The organism is Halovenus carboxidivorans (assembly GCF_009831575.1).
GTDB classification, from domain to species: domain Archaea; phylum Halobacteriota; class Halobacteria; order Halobacteriales; family Haloarculaceae; genus Halovenus; species Halovenus carboxidivorans.
The window spans coordinates 227,477-244,067 of the sequence record NZ_WUUT01000005.1; the positions used below are offsets into that span (position 1 = coordinate 227,477).

The 16,591-nt window shown below is 65.1% G+C and carries 17 protein-coding genes and 1 pseudogene; 12 read left to right on the forward strand and 6 right to left on the reverse strand.

Annotated elements, in window-relative coordinates; genetic code table 11:
- The first annotated feature begins 28 nt into the window (after positions 1-28).
- The 3 genes from GRX03_RS13610 to GRX03_RS13620 all read left to right on the forward strand — a co-directional run bounded on the left by GRX03_RS13610 (position 29) and on the right by GRX03_RS13620 (position 3,765).
- Positions 29-1,351: a hypothetical protein gene (locus GRX03_RS13610; RefSeq protein WP_159764759.1), complete on the forward strand. Its 1,323-nt coding sequence runs from the start codon at positions 29-31 to the stop codon at positions 1,349-1,351.
- 52 nt (positions 1,352-1,403) lie between these two features.
- Entirely contained in the window at positions 1,404-2,654 is a 1,251-nt protein-coding gene (gene rbcL, locus GRX03_RS13615; RefSeq protein ID WP_159764760.1) for a type III ribulose-bisphosphate carboxylase, read from the forward strand.
- A gap of 97 nt (positions 2,655-2,751) precedes the next feature.
- The gene (locus GRX03_RS13620) at positions 2,752-3,765 is read left to right on the forward strand and encodes a phosphotransferase family protein (RefSeq protein WP_368278457.1); all 1,014 of its coding nucleotides are present in this window, start codon (positions 2,752-2,754) and stop codon (positions 3,763-3,765) included.
- Here the strand turns inward: GRX03_RS13620 and GRX03_RS13625 are convergent.
- Positions 3,762-4,625 (reverse strand): carbohydrate kinase family protein, encoded by an 864-nt coding sequence (locus tag GRX03_RS13625; protein ID WP_159764761.1) that lies wholly within the window; start codon positions 4,623-4,625, stop codon positions 3,762-3,764. The two genes, GRX03_RS13620 and GRX03_RS13625, sit on opposite strands and share 4 nt — an antisense overlap.
- The gene (locus GRX03_RS13630; protein WP_159764762.1) at positions 4,622-5,578 is read right to left on the reverse strand and encodes a ribose 1,5-bisphosphate isomerase; all 957 of its coding nucleotides are present in this window, start codon (positions 5,576-5,578) and stop codon (positions 4,622-4,624) included. The genes GRX03_RS13625 and GRX03_RS13630 overlap by 4 nt, the downstream gene beginning before the upstream one ends.
- 115 nt (positions 5,579-5,693) lie before the next feature.
- On the opposite strand from GRX03_RS13630, the gene GRX03_RS13635 reads away from it, so the two are divergent.
- On the forward strand, positions 5,694-7,181 hold the full coding sequence (locus GRX03_RS13635) for an FAD-binding protein (RefSeq protein ID WP_159764763.1): 1,488 nt from the start codon (positions 5,694-5,696) through the stop codon (positions 7,179-7,181).
- 58 nt (positions 7,182-7,239) lie between these two features.
- Here the strand turns inward: GRX03_RS13635 and GRX03_RS13640 are convergent, their stop codons facing one another.
- Positions 7,240-7,914, reverse strand: coding sequence for an HAD family hydrolase (locus tag GRX03_RS13640; protein ID WP_159764764.1), 675 nt, complete (start codon positions 7,912-7,914; stop codon positions 7,240-7,242).
- Positions 7,915-8,033: 119 nt separating this feature from the next.
- On the opposite strand from GRX03_RS13640, the gene pyrB reads away from it, so the two are divergent.
- From pyrB to GRX03_RS13675, 7 genes are all read left to right on the forward strand, one after another.
- A complete protein-coding gene (pyrB, locus tag GRX03_RS13645; RefSeq protein WP_159764765.1) occupies positions 8,034-8,948 on the forward strand; it encodes an aspartate carbamoyltransferase in 915 nt (304 codons plus the stop codon).
- The gene (pyrI, locus tag GRX03_RS13650; RefSeq protein WP_159764766.1) at positions 8,945-9,403 is read left to right on the forward strand and encodes an aspartate carbamoyltransferase regulatory subunit; all 459 of its coding nucleotides are present in this window, start codon (positions 8,945-8,947) and stop codon (positions 9,401-9,403) included. The genes pyrB and pyrI overlap by 4 nt, the downstream gene beginning before the upstream one ends.
- A 37-nt stretch (positions 9,404-9,440) precedes the next feature.
- Positions 9,441-10,583: an ATP-binding protein gene (locus tag GRX03_RS13655; RefSeq protein WP_233739973.1), complete on the forward strand. Its 1,143-nt coding sequence runs from the start codon at positions 9,441-9,443 to the stop codon at positions 10,581-10,583.
- Positions 10,584-10,610: 27 nt separating this feature from the next.
- Positions 10,611-11,789: a hypothetical protein gene (locus GRX03_RS13660; RefSeq protein WP_201289246.1), complete on the forward strand. Its 1,179-nt coding sequence runs from the start codon at positions 10,611-10,613 to the stop codon at positions 11,787-11,789.
- 67 nt (positions 11,790-11,856) lie between these two features.
- Positions 11,857-13,017: an acyl-CoA dehydrogenase family protein gene (locus GRX03_RS13665; RefSeq protein WP_159764767.1), complete on the forward strand. Its 1,161-nt coding sequence runs from the start codon at positions 11,857-11,859 to the stop codon at positions 13,015-13,017.
- Between the two features lie 125 nt (positions 13,018-13,142).
- Positions 13,143-13,517 carry a nascent polypeptide-associated complex protein gene (locus GRX03_RS13670; protein WP_159764768.1) on the forward strand — a complete coding sequence of 125 codons (375 nt, stop codon included), beginning with the start codon at positions 13,143-13,145 and terminating at the stop codon, positions 13,515-13,517.
- 3 nt (positions 13,518-13,520) lie between these two features.
- The gene (locus tag GRX03_RS13675; RefSeq protein WP_368278463.1) at positions 13,521-14,252 is read left to right on the forward strand and encodes a methyltransferase domain-containing protein; all 732 of its coding nucleotides are present in this window, start codon (positions 13,521-13,523) and stop codon (positions 14,250-14,252) included.
- On the opposite strand, the gene GRX03_RS13680 is transcribed toward GRX03_RS13675, so the two are convergent.
- Genes GRX03_RS13680 through GRX03_RS13690 form a run of 3 tightly spaced genes read right to left on the reverse strand, consistent with a single transcriptional unit; the run spans position 14,242 to position 16,110 of the window.
- A complete protein-coding gene (locus GRX03_RS13680) occupies positions 14,242-14,880 on the reverse strand; it encodes a hypothetical protein (RefSeq protein ID WP_159764769.1) in 639 nt (212 codons plus the stop codon). The genes GRX03_RS13675 and GRX03_RS13680 overlap by 11 nt on opposite strands.
- Before the next feature lie 46 nt (positions 14,881-14,926).
- Positions 14,927-15,247, reverse strand: coding sequence for a transcription factor S (locus GRX03_RS13685; protein ID WP_159764770.1), 321 nt, complete (start codon positions 15,245-15,247; stop codon positions 14,927-14,929).
- A 41-nt stretch (positions 15,248-15,288) separates the two neighbouring features.
- A complete protein-coding gene (locus tag GRX03_RS13690) occupies positions 15,289-16,110 on the reverse strand; it encodes a DUF7139 domain-containing protein (RefSeq protein ID WP_159764771.1) in 822 nt (273 codons plus the stop codon).
- A 100-nt stretch (positions 16,111-16,210) separates the two neighbouring features.
- Between GRX03_RS13690 and GRX03_RS13695 the strand changes: the two are divergent.
- Positions 16,211-16,501 (forward strand): annotated as a pseudogene (locus GRX03_RS13695) (DUF5789 family protein); the annotation flags it as partial.
- Positions 16,502-16,591: the final 90 nt, after the last annotated feature.

The window sequence follows — 16,591 nt, forward strand, 5'->3', positions numbered from 1 at the left end:
ATCGGGCGACGTGTATGGATTCCAATACATGACTACGCGACGCGGATTTCTGGTCGGCGCTGCCGGAGTCGGCAGCGGGATTGCTCTGAGCGGCTGTGCCGGATTTTTCGGGAGCGACACGGAGGACCAGTCACCGGGGACCGGACTGCTCGGCGGAATCGCCGATCCGACGGAGCAAGTCCGTCCGGAGTTCTTCTCGGGCTATCACTACCGCATCCCGGGACTGACCGGAGCAGTCAATCTCGCTGCCGTGACTCCCGGAATCGGCGGCGGCCTGATCGGCGTGCTCAACGAGGAGATTCCGGATCTCACGCTCGAAGACATGGATACGTTCACCGGAAGCCGCGTCAGGTCACAGGGAATCGCGGGTGGCGGACTCGCGTTGAGCGTCCCGAGCGGACAATCGCTGGTCGTCGAGGGGGAGTTCGGGACGGAACCGTTCACGCAGTGGCTCTCACAGCAAGGTGTCGAATCCCTCGGGACCCAGGACGGATACGAACGCTATGCGGTAACCAAAGAGGAGACGAGCGGGTTCGAGGCGTTCGCCGTCACGGACGGGACGTTCATCGCGGTGGCGCGCTCGAACGTCGATTCCGGACCCGAAACGGCTCTCACGACGGAGATCGATCACCAGAGTAGCGGAGGCACCTCGCTGGCGGATAACGCGCCGTCGTACGCATCGGTCGTCGAAGAACTGGACGAGGCGCCGATGCGGCGTGCTGCGGGGTACGCACTCGTCCCACTGGGCGCCGATACCGGAACTGAAGCGTTCGATACCGCCGTCTCCGGAATCGTCGGTAGCGGGCTGAGTGTCTCTCCCGGAATGGAGACGGCGGTCCAGCGGGCCGTGAGCTATCTCGACCCGAGCATGGCCGACGGGTCGGCGCTACTCGATGCCTACGCCGCGTCGGAGCAGGACGAACTCGGTGACTCGGAGTGGTCGACGAGTACGAACGGGGCTGTCGTGAGTGCACGGACCTCCGTCACGGGCGCTGTGGGTCCGGCGATGCTTCAGACCGCACTTCCGATTGCTGGCTACGAGAACCTGTGGAACCCGATCGATCCGACCGCTCTCGGTCGAGCTACCCCGCCAATCGTGTATTTCCAGCCGTCGGTCACCGACAGCGGCACGCTGATGCTCGAACAGATCGCCGGCTCAGATGTCGAGGATTTGCTCGTCCGGTACGTCCACGACGGGACCGAGCAGCGAGAGCCCTGGGAGGGACCGGTCGGAAAAGGAGACACCTTCGAGAGCCAGCGGTCGATCGACTCGGGAACGCAGGCGTGGGTCGTCTGGCGCCCCGATACCACAGACGCGGCCGTCGTGGCTCGGTTCTGGACGCCGTCGTAGCTGTCGGCCCAGGGGGAGCCGAGTTTATCAGCGTCGGTGGCGAACGGGAAGTATGGGAATCAGTTACGAGGACTTTCTGGACAGGGAGTACGAACCCCTCGCATCGGATCTCCGCTGTCGGTTCTCGATAGAACCGGCCGCGGACATGAGTTGGGCGGACGCGGCGGGCCGGGTCGCAAGCGAGAGCTCGAACGGAACGTGGGCGGAACTCGATGTCGAGGGATCGGTGACGGATCTCTCCGCGACGGCCTACGAAATCGACGAATCCGCGGGGATTGTCGAGGTCGCGTACCCCGAAGCGCTGTTCGAGCCGGGAAGCATGCCGCAGATTCTCTCGTGTATCGCCGGCAACATCATGGGGATGAAAGCCGTCGACCGAATCCGGTTGCTCGACTGCGAGTGGCCAGCCGCCGTCGTCGATGCGTTCCCCGGACCCCAGTACGGGAGCGCGGTCAAGTCGGAGATTCTCGACGCCGGAGATCGACCGGCGCTAGCGACCGTCCCGAAGCCGAAGGTCGGGCTCTCCAGCGAGCAACACGCCGAGGTCGGATACGAGGCGTGGGTCGGTGGGGTGGATCTGCTGAAAGACGACGAAAATCTCACGGATCAGTCGTTCAACCCATTCGAGGACCGCCTGACGGAGAGCCTGGCTCAGCGCGACCGAGCGGAGAGCGAGACCGGCGAACGGAAGAGCTACCTGTTGAACGTCACGGCCCCCGGCGGAGAGATGCTCGAACGGGTCGACCTGGCGGCCGAACACGGCTGTGAGTTCGTCATGGTCGACGTGGTCACGACAGGGTGGGCCGCCGTCCAACAGGTCCGACAGCGCTGTGAACGACACGGGCTGGCGATTCACGCCCACCGAGCGATGCACGCGGCCTTCGACCGGGTGCCCTCACACGGCGTCTCGATGCGTGTCATCGCACAGATCGCACGGCTCTGCGGAGTGGATCACATCCACACCGGCACCGCCGACCTCGGGAAACTCGAAAACGAGGATACGGTCGGGATCAACGAGTGGCTGCGGAGTGACCGACACGGTCTCTCGGATGTCCTTCCGGTCGCCTCGGGCGGATTACACCCCGGGCTGGTGCCCGAACTGCTGGACCGTCTGGGCGAGGAGATCATGATCCAGGCCGGCGGTGGAATCCACGGCCACCCGGACGGAACTCGTGCGGGCGCACGTGCACTCCGGGGAGCAGTCGAAGCGACACAGGACGGCCGACCCCTCGAAGCGGCCAGCGCCGAGTACCCCGAACTGGCGACGGCGGTCGACAAGTGGGGAACCGCGACGCCGCGGTGAGTCGGACGGTGAGTCTGCTATCGCGTACAGGATTCCGGCTGTGTGGGCGGTTGCCCCGGTCAGTAGGTTTTTTGTGGGTTGTCTCGAAGCACGTGCTGTGTCGAGCCCCGAGCGCGATATCGAGGCAGTTTTAGACGAATCCGGTCCGGATTACGACTCCTTCTCGTACGAACGGCCGACTGCGGGCCACCAGGGGGAGGTGTTCATGGTCTCGCTGAAGGTCGGCGGTGAGACCTACGAGGTGGTCGTCAAGTTCCAGGCCGGGGACCCCGATTTCGCGCTCGAACCGTTTCTCCACGAGTACGTTGCGGACCGGACGGACGTACCGGTCCCGCGCATTCTGGTGTTCAAGCGTGACCCCGAACTCGATGTCGAGCCGTACTTCGTCACGGAGCGGATCCGGGGAGAGAATCTCGCGGCGTCGATGGGGGAGTTGGACCGGCCGACCCGCGAACGCGTGATCGCACACACCGGGCGGACGCTCGGTGACATGCACGCGAACATCGGTTTCGAGGGGTTCGGTCGACTCGCGCTGGACGAGGACGACCAGCGGTTGATCGTCGACGAGTTCTCCTGGGACTGGCAGGCGTTTTTTACCGACCTGGTCGAGTCGTACATCGACCGGCTGGCCGACACCCCGTTTGCGGATCTGCAGGATCAGGCGCGTGAGTACATCGACAGCGCAATCGATTGTATCGAGAGCACCGGCCCCCCACGGCTCGTCCACGACGATTTCCGCCCGGCGAATCTGCTGTTCGATCCGACAGAGACCGCACCGATCACTGCCGTCCTCGACTGGCAACTCGCACTCGCGGCGGATCCAGAGTATCACATCGCACGGACGGAGTTTCTGTTCATCGACCCCGCCTTTCAGGATGCCGCCGCGAGAAATCGGCTTCGGAAACAGCTATACGATGGCTACCGCGAGCATCTCGACTTCGACCCCGCGAAAGGGTTCGAGCAGCGACGTGCCGTCTACTACTTCGCGACACTGCTGTGGCGGATGCTCGGCTTCGAGGCCGCCTTCGACGACGCCCGAGAACTGGCACAGGGCCGGGCAGAGGTCCGCTTCAGACAGCAGTTCGATCAGTTAGCGACACGGCTGCCCTAGTGATCGCGGCGATACCGTTCGACGGCAGACAGCGAGAGATCGACACGCGCGCCGGGAGACTGTACCGCGAGAGCGCCGCAGGCGTTCGCATCTGCGAGGGCGTCGCGGACGGACCGTCCGCGGAGGACGCTGGCGAGGTAGCCGGCCGCGAAGGCGTCGCCCGCACCGGCCGTGTCGCTGGCGTCGACATCGAACCCCTCGTGGGTGATTCGACCGTCCGGGCTCCGAACGGTTGCTCCGCCGTTTCCGCGTTTGATCACCGTCGGGAACTCTCGCGTCTCCAGCAGCGACTCGACAGCGTCGGCCTCTCGCTCGTTGAGAAAGAGGAGGTCGACCTCGCGGATGAGATCGTCGTACGCCCGGGTATCCAGCCGCCGTCCCGGGTCGAAACTCACCGGAATAGAGCGTTTCCGGGCGCGTTTGGCGAGGTCGGCCGCCGTCGACGGATCTTGGCTGGTGAGATGAAGCCGGTCAGCCGCCGCGAGCGTCTCCTCGGCGAGGTCGTCGGCATCGTACGCCTCGTTGACCCCTTCGTTGGCGAAGACGAACACCTCGCCGTCCTCGTCGACGACGATGTACTTGACCGTCGTCTCCCCCGAGACGGATTTAAGCGCCGAACAATCCACGCCGACGGAGTCGAGTTCGTCTCTGGCGAGGGTGGCGTACTGGTCGTCGCCGACACTGCCCAGCAGCGAGACGTCGATCCCGAGTCCGGCCAGCGCGGTCGCGGTGTTCGAGGCGCTGCCGCCGCCGGCCTGTGACTGGTGGGTGATCGCCGCCTCGCCGTCCGGATCGGGGAGGTCGTCGACGTGAAGCGTCACGTCCCAGTTGACGTGGCCGGCGCAGACGACCCGACTCATCGCTGTTCCCACGGCCGCACGGGACCCTCACCGAACAGTTCTCTGGTGAGCATGACGATACTCTCCGGCGGAAACTGGCCTCGCTCCGTGACAATCGCGTCGACGTACCGCGGGGGCGTCACGTCGAACGCCGGGTTCGCGACGTCGATCTCTCCGATTGCCTCCCGGTCGTCGTCGCTGATGACTTCCGCCTCCGCGCGGTGCTCGATGTCGACGGTGTGTCCCGACAGCGTCGCCGGATCGAGCTTCAGCGTCTGTGCCGCGACCACGATCGGCGTGTCCCGCTCTCGGGCGTTGACCGCGAGCGACCGAGTGCCGATCTTGTTGACGACGGAACCGTCGGCGGTGATCGAATCCGCGCCGACGAGGACGTGATCGGCGTCGTCGAGATACCGGCCAGCGGCCCCGTCGACGATCAGCGTCACGGGAACGCCGGCCTCGCGGAGCTGTCGGGCGGTAATGTGCCCCTGCTTGCGCGGTCGGGTCTCCTTGACGATTGCCGAGAGGGATTTGCCCTGCTCGCGGGCGGCTTCGATGCACGCGAGCGCGTCCGTCGAGTGACAGTGTGTGAGAACCGTATCGCCGTCCCTGAGCCGGTTGGCACCGATTGCGCCGAGGTCGTCCTGTGCGGTGTCGAGTTGAGCGCGAAGCGCGGCCGCACCGTCCCGGGTGCTCCGGCGGAGTTCAGCGACGCTGTCGCCGTCGGTGCGCTCGAAGACGAACCGAACGGCGTTGGGGAGGCTCACGGCCGTCGGTCTGGTGTCGACGAGGCGACGCGCGGCGGCCCGGAGTTCGCGGCGGAACGCCTCCGGCGAGTCCGCGCTGCTGTGTTCGGCCTGTGTGGCCAGCCCCGCGGCGGCCGCCTCGGCGATAGCCGCCGCTCCCCTGACCTCCATCGAGGCGATCCGTTCGGCGGTCGCCTCGACGTCTGGATGGATCTCGGCTGCGGACATAGCCCGACGTACTCGGGCTGAACTGAAAAGTACCCCGCCGGCAGGCCGGGCGGGATCCGCGGGGAGAAACCCCAAAGAGTTACATTCGCAATTTCCAAATAGAGGGTAACAGGCCATGGCGAAGGAAACATACGAGGTGATCGTCGTTGGTGGTGGTGTCGCGGGCTGCTTTGCGGCGGCGACTGCGGCGGCAGAGGGAGCATCTGTCGTCCAACTCGAACGCAAGCCCCGCGAACAGGGCGGGTATATCGCCTGTGGCGACGCGATGAAAGCGCCCCGGGACTCGAAGAAGTATCCCGGTCCGATCGATATGGGCGCGATTGCGGACGACGACGACGTGCTGATCAACGGAAACATCGATCAGATCGAGTGGCGCGACGAGGAACTCGGCGTCAGGAAAGTGCTTCCGTACGAGGACAACAGCAACGTCATCGACCGCTACGAGTTCGGCCAGCGTCTGCTCGATCAGACGGCCGCGCTGGGCGTCGACCAGCACTTCGATACGGTCGTCAACGACGTGACACAGGACGGTCGGGTCACCGGCGTCGAGGCCGTCCGTGACGGTGAGCCGGTCACCTACGAGGGCGACGTGTTGATCGACGCGGCGGGCGCGCAGTCGATCATCCAGGAGATGGTCGATTTCGAGGCGCTCGACACGCCGGGCGCGGCGACGTTCGAGGAGCCACACTACACGCATTTCGGCTCGGCGTACCGGGAGATTATCGAGACGCCGGAACCCGTCGAGTACGAGAACGCCATCGTCGGCAAACCGCTCGAAGAGATGGGATACATCTGGTACTTCCCGCGGACGCCGACGGAGATCAACGTCGGACTCGGTTTCCAGATGAACAAGGAACCGATTCCGCTCGCGGACCGCCTCAAGCAGGACATCCAGAACCGTCCGGAGTACCGAGGCGCACGCGTCGCCGAGAAGTTCGATAAGAAGGACAAACTCGGGGCCGCGATTGCGCTCCGGCGGCCGCTCGACTCGATGGTCGCGCCGGGCTATCTGGCCGCCGGCGGGGCCGCGGGAACGACCCACTCGATCACCGGCAAGGGGATCCGCGGGGCCGCGTTCTCCGGCTACTCCGCGGGCCGAACCGCCGCGATGGCCGTCGAAGACGGTGATCTCTCCGAGTACGGCCTCTGGGAGCACAACCGCTGGCTCTACCGCGAGCACGGCGAGGCGGCGATGCTCGCCTCCCGGGACGCCTACAACGTCGCCGGCAGCACCATCGACGTGAACATCCTCCGGGCCGTCGCCGCGCTGTTGCCCGAGGAGGAAATCAGAGATATCGTCGGTACAGAGACGAACGTGGCCGACCTGAAATCGAAGGCGCTGGTCGGCGCGGGAGTCATCAAGAACCTCATCTCGGAGTACCGCTCGGACACCTTCGAGCAACTCGGCGTGAGCAAAGAGGAACTGTACGAGTCGGTCACCGGCGTCATCGAGACCCGAAAGTACGTCCGCTCGTACGAGGATATCTACTCGCGGTACCCCGAGGATCGAGGCACCTTCGAGAACTGGCTCTCCGAGCGCAACCGCCTCGACAGCGACTTCTACGACGCGTTAGATCTCGCGCCCGAGGAACAGAAGTACTGACCGCGACGCCGCGGTTTCTGCCCTGCGGTCGTAGCGAAACGCCGCCCGTAGAGACCAATCAGTCCATCGCTCGCCGCTGGTCCGACTCGACCGAGGCGCCGGTGAGGAGAGCGTCGAGCGATTCGATTCGGCGGTCGCCGCGCACGCACTGGCCGACTCGGTTCGGGTCTCGACGCTGGATGTGGACACCGGTCAGGCCGGCGTTCCAGGCCGCGCCGACATCGCTCGGGTCGTCACCGACCAACACGCCGTCGGCGTCAGAATCGACACCGAGATCCGCCATCGCCAACTCGACGGGCTCCGGGTCGGGTTTCCAGCCGGTTTCGTCGGTACAGCAGACGATTGTGTCGAACCAGTCCTCGATATCGAGGTACTTGAGCACCGGCCAGGTGATGAACTCCTGGCAGTGGGTGACGAGTCCGACCGGACCGTCGATGGCGCGGATGAACTGCTCCGTGTCGGAGTACAGGTGTGACGCGGCCGCCCGTTTCTCGGGCTGTTCGACCTCGTGGAAGGCCTGCCAGAACTGCTCCGGGTCGATCTCGTGGCGGTCCATAATCGTCGCTCGGGACTGGCTCGGACCGTACCACAGCATCTCCGCTTCCCACTCGCTGAAACTGCGTCCGAACCGTCTCCCGACGGTGTTCATCACGTCGTAGATATACTGCTGTTCGACATCGATCAACGTGCCGTCGAGGTCGAGCAGCCAGAAGTCGTACGGGCCACTGCTCATCGGGATTCTGTTCGTAGGCCCCCCGATCATATATTCGTTCTGGGCGAGCGTCTGCCGGGCACGGGAGCGGTCAGAACGGTTCGGGGGATTCAAGAGGATCCGGGTCCCCAATGCGACCGATGCGTCACGATCACATTACGAGCGCTAAACAGCTCTCGCGGGAGGATATCGAGGCCGTACTGGACCGCGCCAGCGAGATCGCGGCCGACCCCGCGGCCTACGCCGACCGCCACGAGGGCGCGCTGCTCGGCTTGATGTTTTTCGAGCCGAGCACGCGGACCAAGATGAGTTTCTCCGCGGCGATCAAGCGACTCGGCGGTGATATCGTCGATATGGGCCCGGTCGACTCCTCGAGCGTCCAGAAAGGCGAGAGCCTGGCCGATACGGTGCGGGTCGTCGAAGGCTACGCCGACGCGCTCGTGCTGCGCCACCCCAGCGAGGGATCGGCACAGATGGCAAGCGAGTTCGTCGACGTGCCGCTGATCAACGGCGGCGACGGGGCCGGCCAGCACCCGACCCAGACCCTGCTGGATCTGTACACGATCCGAGAAAACGCCGGGCTTGACGACCTGACAATCGGGATCATGGGCGATCTGAAGTACGGCCGGACGGTCCACTCGCTCGCGTACGCGCTGACGAACTTCGAGACCCGACAGCACTTCATCAGTCCGGAGAGCCTGAAACTGCCGCGTAACGTCCGGTACGATCTCCACGAGCAGGGGTCGTCCATCAAAGAGCACACCGAACTGGCGGAGATTCTGCCCTCGCTCGACGTGCTGTACGTGACGCGCATCCAGAAAGAGCGGTTCCCCGACGAGAGTGAGTACCGCGAGGTCGCCGGCGAGTACCAGATCGACGCCGAGACACTGGAGGCCGCACAGGACTCACTGACGGTGATGCATCCGCTGCCCCGCGTCGACGAGATTGCACACGACATCGACGAGACCGAGTACGCGACCTACTTCGAGCAGGCACACAACGGCGTCCCGGTTCGGATGGCGCTGCTCGATCTACTCCTGGGAGGTGAACAATGACAGACCAACAGCTCCGTGTCAGCAAAATCGAGAACGGGACGGTGATCGACCACATCACGGGCGGACAGGCGCTGAACGTCCTCGCAATCTTAGACATCGACGGGAGCCGCGGCGAGACCGTCTCCATCGGGATGAACGTCCCCTCGGATCGGCTCGGCCGGAAAGATGTCGTCAAGGTCGAGGACCGGGAACTGAGCCAGTCCGAACTGGACGTGCTCTCGCTGATCGCGCCGGCCGCGACCATCAACATCATCCGGGGGTACGACGTGGTCGAGAAACACCGCGTCGAACGTCCCGACTCTGTCACCGGCGTGCTGGACTGCCCGAACGCCCACTGTATCACCAACGAGAACGAACCGATCCACTCGCAGTTCGACGTGCTCGAGGACGGCATCCGCTGTGTCTACTGTGATTCGATCATCCGCGAGCAGATTGCCGATCACATCAAGGTCTGATCCCCGGATTCAAATACGACGACGAACCACCCGGCGTATGCAGTTTATCATCGGCCGCGGCCGGGAGCAACTCGGTGAGAAACCAGTCGGAACACTCGGCCGTTTTCGGGCGCTGGACGGCAGTTCCGGCGCGACGCTGTATCTGGATCTCGACGGCCCGCACGCGGCGGTCGTCGTCGGCAAGCGAGGGTACGGCAAATCCTACACGCTCGGCGTCATCGCCGAAGAACTCGCTACCGCGGAGCCGCTGGCCCCGGTGGTCGTCGATCCGATGGGTGCATTCGAGGGGTTCGGGGCGACAGAGCCGGAGATTCCCGCAGATGTCCGAGCACAGCCGACAGTGACCCCGAATTCGCTCACACCGCAATCCTGGTGTGCGCTCGTCGGGCTCCCGCCACAGAGCGGAGCCGGGTCACTGGTCTGGCAGTCCGCACAGGAGGGCTCTACTCTCGATGGAATGTGTGATCTGATCCGTAACACCGACGCCGAGCGGGGCGACAAACGGGCCGCGATCAACCACCTCAGGATGGCGGACAACTGGGACGTGTTCGACGCCGCCGGTGGACTGGACGCCGAGGCGCTCGCCGGACCGGAAGTGAGCGTACTGAACCTCTCGGGGCTCGCGGACGAACCGATGAACGCCGTCGTTCGAGGTGTCGCCGAGTCGCTGTATCAGGCCCGTGTTCGCGGGGAGATTCGGCGGCTTCCGTGGCTTCTGGTCGACGAGGCGCACGCGTTCTTCGACGGCGTCGCACAGCCAGCGCTTGAAACGATCCTCACGCGCGGGCGCGCACCCGGAGTGAGCCTCGTGTTGGCGACACAGCGGCCGAGCGTCGTCCCGCCGGTCGCGCTCTCGCAGTCGGATATCCTGCTCTCGCACAGACTGACCGCCGAGGCCGACGTCGAGGCGTTGCAGACCGCACAGCCGACCTACATGACCGACGCAATCGAGGGGCGGTTGCCGAGTGACACCGGCGAAGTGCTCATCGTCGACGACTCGACAGAGAGCGTCCACACCGCCAAGATCCGACAGCGACGAACCGCCCACGAGGGCGATAGCGCCACTGCGACCGATGCTAGCGTTTCTTCCGAGGCGCAGGTCGACGCGACCGGTAGCGACGGACCAGGTCGGCTCGAAGCGGCTACTACAGAGACGGGAACGTGTCCGGGAGAAGACTGAACAGCGGCGCGGTCGTCGGTCCCGGTCGTGACGACCGCCGAACGGATCTCCCGCTGGGCGCGGCGGTTCGTCTTCGCCGGCGCCCTCTGGCTCGCGGTCTGGCAGATACTCGTCCTCGCGGGCGGAACACACCGGACGGGAGTCGTGGTCGGCCTGCTCGGGTTCGTCTTCCAGACGGTGTTCGGGAAGGCGTACTCGCTGGTTCCGAGCTACTTCGACCGCTCGCTCGTGACGACCCGACTGCTGCCGGTTCACTTCCTCCTCGGGAATCTGGGACCGATGCTACTCGCCGTCGGGATCGAAACCGCGAATCCGTCGCTGCGTCTGGCGGGTGCGGTGGCGTGGACGCTCGCCGTCGGGGTGTTCGTCGGCACCCTCGGCGCGAGTATCCGCGACAACATCGCTGGTTCCGAGACCGGGACCGGCGACGCGTCGAGTCACCGGGTGCCGCTGGACCGAACCGCGAACCCGTTCGTCCCGGTCGCGTTCGCCTATCTGCTGGTCGGGACCTACGGACTGCTGGCGGTCGAGAGCGAACTCCCGGTCCTCGTCGACGGCTACGTACCGCGGACTGTACACCTCCTCGGGGCGGGCGGGGCCGTCCTGCTCCTGTTTGCGGTCGGCTTTCGCCTACTCCCGCGGTTTCTCGTGACGACCATCGATCACCGGTTCGCGCTGGTCGTCCTCACGGCGGGCGCGCTCGGACCGGCCGTGATCGCAGTCTCCCTTCCGGCCGGCGGTCTGTTCGCAGTCGGAGCGGCCCTGCAAGCAGTAGCTGTCGTCGGCTACGCCCTCGCGGTAGTGGCCCTCTACAGGCGCTCGAAGCGGGATCGAATCGGCTTCTACGGTGTCCTCGGCGGTGCCGGTGCGGGCCTGCTGGCCGTCGGACTCGGGATAACGTTCGCACTCGACGGTGTGACGGGCGCGCGGATTGCGGCACACGCTCGGCTCAATGTGCTCGGGTTGCTCGGGCTGACGATCGTCGGAGTCAGTTACCAGTTCTACCCGCCGGGGGTCAGTACCACGGCGCTGATCAACGACCGGACCGCCCTGGTCGCGCTCTGTCTGTTAGCCGGCGGTCTGGTCGTTGAGGTAACTGGGCTGTTGGCCGGGTTACCTCTGATTCGGACGCTCGGGCGTGCGCTGGCGGCCATAGGCGGAGTCGCCCATCTGCTGGTCGTTGCCGCGGTGCTCGCCGAGCGATAGTGGGATGTCCACGAGTATCGTGGTATCGTGACACAACACCTATATACCTCAGCCCTTACACGAGGGTATGGAGTTCGGACTCACCGAGGAGCAAAAACAGATCCAGGAGGAAGTGCGCAAGTTCGCGGAGAACGAGATCAAGCCGGTGGCGTCGGAGTACGACCGCGAGGAGAAGTATCCCCACGACGTGATCGACGAGGCGGCGAAGATGGGACTGACTGGCTCGCAGATCCCCGTCGAGTACGGCGGTGCCGGCTACTCGACCGTCGAGAACATGCTCATCGCCGAGGAACTGTTCGCCGCCGACCCCGGACTCGCACTCTGTGTGATGTCGACATCGTTCGGCACGGAGAATATCATGGAGTTCGGCACGGAAGAGCAGAAAGAGAAGTACCTCGAACCGGTCGCCCGCGGCGAGAAAATCTCCGGCGCGGCGATCAGCGAACCACACGCCGGCTCTGACGTGTCCTCGATTTCGACCAGCGCCGAGAAAGACGGCGACGAGTGGGTTATCAACGGCAACAAGATGTGGATCACCAACGGCACGGTGGCTGATTTCGTGGTCGCGCTGTGCGAGACCGATCCCGACGCCCAGGGTCGGTACAACGGCTTCAGTCAGATCGTCATCGAGACCGACCGCGACGGTTTCGAGGCGGAGAAGATCACCGGGAAGATGGGGATCCGCGCCTCCGATACGGCCGAGTTGATCTTCGACGACGTGCGCGTGCCCGAGGAGAATCTGGTCGGCACGCGGGGCGCTGGCTTCCTCCAGCAGATGCAGTTCTTCGACGAGACGCGGACTGGCGTCGCCGCTCAAGGCGTGGGGATTGCGCGCGGGGCCGCCGAGCGCGCCCTGCAGTATGCGGACGAGCGAGAGCAGTTCGGCCAACCGATCGGGGAGTTCCAGGCGATCCAGCACAAACTCTCGGACATGTTCACGAAAATCGAGGCCGCACACCTGCTGACGCTGAAATCCGCCTGGGCCGTCGAGAACGACTCCGACGTGAACCTGACGCAGTTGGCGTCGATGGCCAAAGAATACGGCTCCCGCGTCGCCGTCGACGTGGCCAACGAGGCGCTGCAGATCCACGGCGGGGCCGGCTACGTCGACGACTTCGACGTCGAGCGGTTCTACCGCGACGCCAAGATCACCCAGATCTACGAGGGCACCACCGAGATCCAGAAGAACATCATCGCCCGCGAACTGCAGGACAAGGGGATGACCTGATCGGGATCACGGACGGCAACGCGGCGTTCGGTGACCGAGCCAGAGAGGATACCGCCGAGGTGTGAGCCGGGGCGGTTCCGATCAGCAACGCAGATCTTTTTATTGCGTGGCGAAAAGAGAGAGGTATGTTTGGAGGAGGCGGTGGCGGACTCGACTCGCGTAAGATGCAGCAAATGATGAAGCAGATGGGCATCGACATCGACGAACTCGATGCCGAGGAAGTAATTATCAAGACGAGTGAGGAGACGCTCGTCTTCGATAACCCGGATGTCCAGCGAATGGACGCCCAGGGCCAGGAGACGTACAACGTCGTCGGCAGTCCGCGAACTGAGGAGGGGGACGTGTCGACGACCGAAGACGACGAGTCCGACGACGGGATTCCACAGGAAGACATCGAGACGGTCGCCGACCGTGCCGGTGTCAGCGAGGCCGAGGCGGAGGAGGCGCTGGAAGCGACCGGCGGGATGCCGCTGGACGCGATCGAACGACTCTCGGAGTGAGTCGTGGCGTATCTCTTCGTCGGTGAGGGCAGGGAGTACCTGCTCGAACCGGGTGCGACCTTGGAGACGGATCTGGGGATTCTCGAAGTACCCGAGAACGTCGAGGCGGGCGATACCGTCGAGACGCATCTGGGGACGGCCTTCGTCGCGCGAGAGTTGCGCGGCCCGGATCTCTTCCATCACTTCGAGCGGACCGGCGCGCCGATGATGCCCCGGGACATCGGCCTCGTGATGGGCCATACCGGTGTCAAACAGGGCGACCGCGTCCTCGACGCCGGAACCGGAACGGGTGTGCTCGCGGCCTCGCTCGGCCGCGCCGGTGCCGACGTGGTCACCTACGAGCAGGATCCGGAGTTCGCCGAAGTGGCCCGGGAGAACATGGCGCTCGGTTCCGTCGCCAACGCTGTCGAGGTGCGAACCGGCGACGTGACCGAGCACCTCGACGAACTAGGTGGGGAGTTCGACCTGCTGACCCTGGATACCGAGGACGCCCCGGCCGTCGTCGCACACGCGTCCGAACTGCTCAGTCCGGGGGGCTTTCTCGCGGTCTACTCGCCGTTCGTCGAAGCGACCAGCGAGGTCGTCAAAACCGCACGCGAGGCCGGCCTCGACGGTGTCGAGAGCTTAGAGACGATCCAGCGGGAGATGGACGTTGGCGACCGGGGGACCCGACCCTCGACGGCCGGTGTCGGTCACACGGGCTATCTGACGTTCGCCCGGAATCCTACGCTGTGAGCCGCTGGTAGATCGCGTCCAGTAACTGGCGGAACTCGGATTCGTACTCCTCGGCGGTCCGCGTGAGCGGGTCCGCTGCGTCGGCAATCCCGAACTGATCGGCCAGCGGTGCCGACGGAAACCCCGCGGTGACAATCACTCCCCGTCGGCGGTGGGTCAACACCGTCAACCGAAAACTCAGCGCGAGCGAGCGCCCGTCGACCTCGGGAAGCGGGTCTGTCGCTCTGAACGTCCGAACGCGTGCGCGACCGCGCCTGCCGACCCGGAGTCGGTCCCGTCGCCCCTCTCTGATCTCGGTCAGCCCTCGCCGTTCGAGGCGGTCGGCAAACGACGACCGGGCCTCTCGTCGGACCGTCGAGGCGAACGCCGACAGCGAGACGCCGGGCGGTAGCGACGGCTGGAACCGGAGCCGGGTGATCGCAACGAACCGAACTGGGTGGTCTACCGTCTCGTCGGTCGCCGCGGCCAGTGCCGTCCGCGAGCGGTCGTCCTCGTAGCGAAACGTCTCTCCGTCGATACGGGCAGCAGCCAACTCGAACAGCCGCTCTGTCCGCTGCTCCGCCAGAGAGAACCCCGCGTCGTCGAACGCGGCCTGCGGGACGACCGGATCGGGACGATTCGAGCTCATTGATACCAGCGCGAGAATCCACCTCACCGGCTCAGTGGCCGCCTAATCAGTGGTCATCTTCTCGCCATTTGTGTTCACATTCCGTACAGACAAAAAACCGTGTCTCGCTCTCGTCGGCCGCACGGATCTGCTGCATGTACCAGTACGCCTCGTCGTTGTCACACTCGGGACACTGCGCGGTCGTTTTCGGTCGGCCCTGGTCTTCGGCCTCGCTCAGATCGACCACTTCCGTCTCCTCCTGGCCCGACGTCGTCACCATCTGCTCCTCGTCGTTCTCGTCACGCTCCTTCTCGTAGCCACAACTGTTGCAGATCCACGAACCGTTCTCTGTTTTCATCATAGAGCCGCACTCGTCACAGAATTCCATGTCACCGGATATGCCGTCCGGATCACATAAAAGACTGGTTTTCAGTTGTTCTCCTCCCACTGCTCGCAGGCGTCCATATCGTTCAGCCGCTCCGCGTGAAACCCGCAGTACGGGACGAGTTCGCCGTCGACGCGGACGTACTTGAAGTGGTCGCAGTTCCCGCAGTACTCGTCGGGCATGCCGCGGGACTGTGCGGCCTCGAAAATCTCGTCGTCGACGAGCGCGTCGTCGCTGACGGCTCCGCTACCGTCGCTCGCTGGTTCGGGAGTCGTGGTGGCGTTGGTCTGTGTCGGGACGGAGCCGTCGGGTTCCCCCCCGAACAGCCCGACGCTTCCCGTGCCACCATCCCGGCCGGCGGAGATGACCCGGACGTTCCCCTCCTCGGTGAGTTCGATTCTGGCGGTTCCGCCCGGATCGATGCGTCGGTTGAACGTGGCGACACTGATGAAAAGCGCCCACAGCGTCAGCAGCGTCCCGAAGGTGTAGACCGCGGTCGTCACCAGCGCAACCTGCGGGTCGTTCGCGAGCCAGCGATACGGGTACGCCTGCCCGAACAGGAGGACGCCGAGGACCGCCAGACTCGCGCCGAGCGCGGCCACGGCCCGGGTCCGGTCGCTCGCGGGGACGACGACGAACAGGCCGACGAACACTGCGGGGATTCCGAGGCCGGCGAGTATTCCCGCGACCTCGCGGGCGGCGAAGAGATCCAGGCCCAACACCGCCGACAGCTCCGTCGTCGCGACGGGAATCGCACCGACCACCATCGCCGCACCGACGGCGAACAGAGCCATGCCGAGCCGGCGCTGGCGCGGGTCCGCGACGGTGTTGATCCCGCCCTCGTACACGTCCGAGAGGCTGGTCATACCGCCGTGTTGTTCGACCAGCTACAAAGGTACCCGTCAGACGGCCGTCAGACGACACCGAGCCGAAAGTCATAATCGCTGTCCACCTGAAGGGCCGAACATGGCAGACGACGAGGACAGCGAGGAGCCGGCGGTGACACTGGGCACAGGGCAGGTCGTCGAGGGTGCCCCGCTCGCCCGCGTCTCGGCGCGGCTCATGTGGGGCATCGAAAAGAGCGCGGTCCGCGAGCGCGAGGGCGAGACAGTGATCCGGACCCCCGACGGACCGCAGACCCTCGGTGACGTACTCGAATCGGTCGACAAACAGTACTTCGCCACCCGACAGGAGTTCGAGACTGCCGTCCGCGAGGTGATCGGCACCGGCCCCGTGCCCACAGAGGGGGCCGACGAGCCCGCAGAGGAGGAAAGAGACACTTCCGAGGACGACGAGCACGAGGGCGCGGAAGACGGGACTGACGAGGGCGAAGCCGGGGAACCGGAT

Coding starts and splice junctions, on each gene's coding strand:
- GRX03_RS13680 (WP_159764769.1), bottom strand. CDS start 14,880: ATGAGCTCGAATCGTCCCGATCCGGTCGTCCCGCAGGCCGCGTTCGAC.
- GRX03_RS13655 (WP_233739973.1), top strand. CDS start 9,441: ATGCAGTTTATCATCGGCCGCGGCCGGGAGCAACTCGGTGAGAAACCA.
- GRX03_RS13610 (WP_159764759.1), top strand. CDS start 29: ATGACTACGCGACGCGGATTTCTGGTCGGCGCTGCCGGAGTCGGCAGC.
- pyrI (WP_159764766.1), top strand. CDS start 8,945: ATGACAGACCAACAGCTCCGTGTCAGCAAAATCGAGAACGGGACGGTG.
- GRX03_RS13685 (WP_159764770.1), bottom strand. CDS start 15,247: ATGGAATTCTGTGACGAGTGCGGCTCTATGATGAAAACAGAGAACGGT.
- GRX03_RS13690 (WP_159764771.1), bottom strand. CDS start 16,110: ATGACCAGCCTCTCGGACGTGTACGAGGGCGGGATCAACACCGTCGCG.
- GRX03_RS13665 (WP_159764767.1), top strand. CDS start 11,857: ATGGAGTTCGGACTCACCGAGGAGCAAAAACAGATCCAGGAGGAAGTG.
- GRX03_RS13640 (WP_159764764.1), bottom strand. CDS start 7,914: ATGAGCAGTGGCCCGTACGACTTCTGGCTGCTCGACCTCGACGGCACG.
- rbcL (WP_159764760.1), top strand. CDS start 1,404: ATGGGAATCAGTTACGAGGACTTTCTGGACAGGGAGTACGAACCCCTC.
- GRX03_RS13670 (WP_159764768.1), top strand. CDS start 13,143: ATGTTTGGAGGAGGCGGTGGCGGACTCGACTCGCGTAAGATGCAGCAA.
- pyrB (WP_159764765.1), top strand. CDS start 8,034: ATGCGTCACGATCACATTACGAGCGCTAAACAGCTCTCGCGGGAGGAT.
- GRX03_RS13635 (WP_159764763.1), top strand. CDS start 5,694: ATGGCGAAGGAAACATACGAGGTGATCGTCGTTGGTGGTGGTGTCGCG.
- GRX03_RS13625 (WP_159764761.1), bottom strand. CDS start 4,625: ATGAGTCGGGTCGTCTGCGCCGGCCACGTCAACTGGGACGTGACGCTT.
- GRX03_RS13630 (WP_159764762.1), bottom strand. CDS start 5,578: ATGTCCGCAGCCGAGATCCATCCAGACGTCGAGGCGACCGCCGAACGG.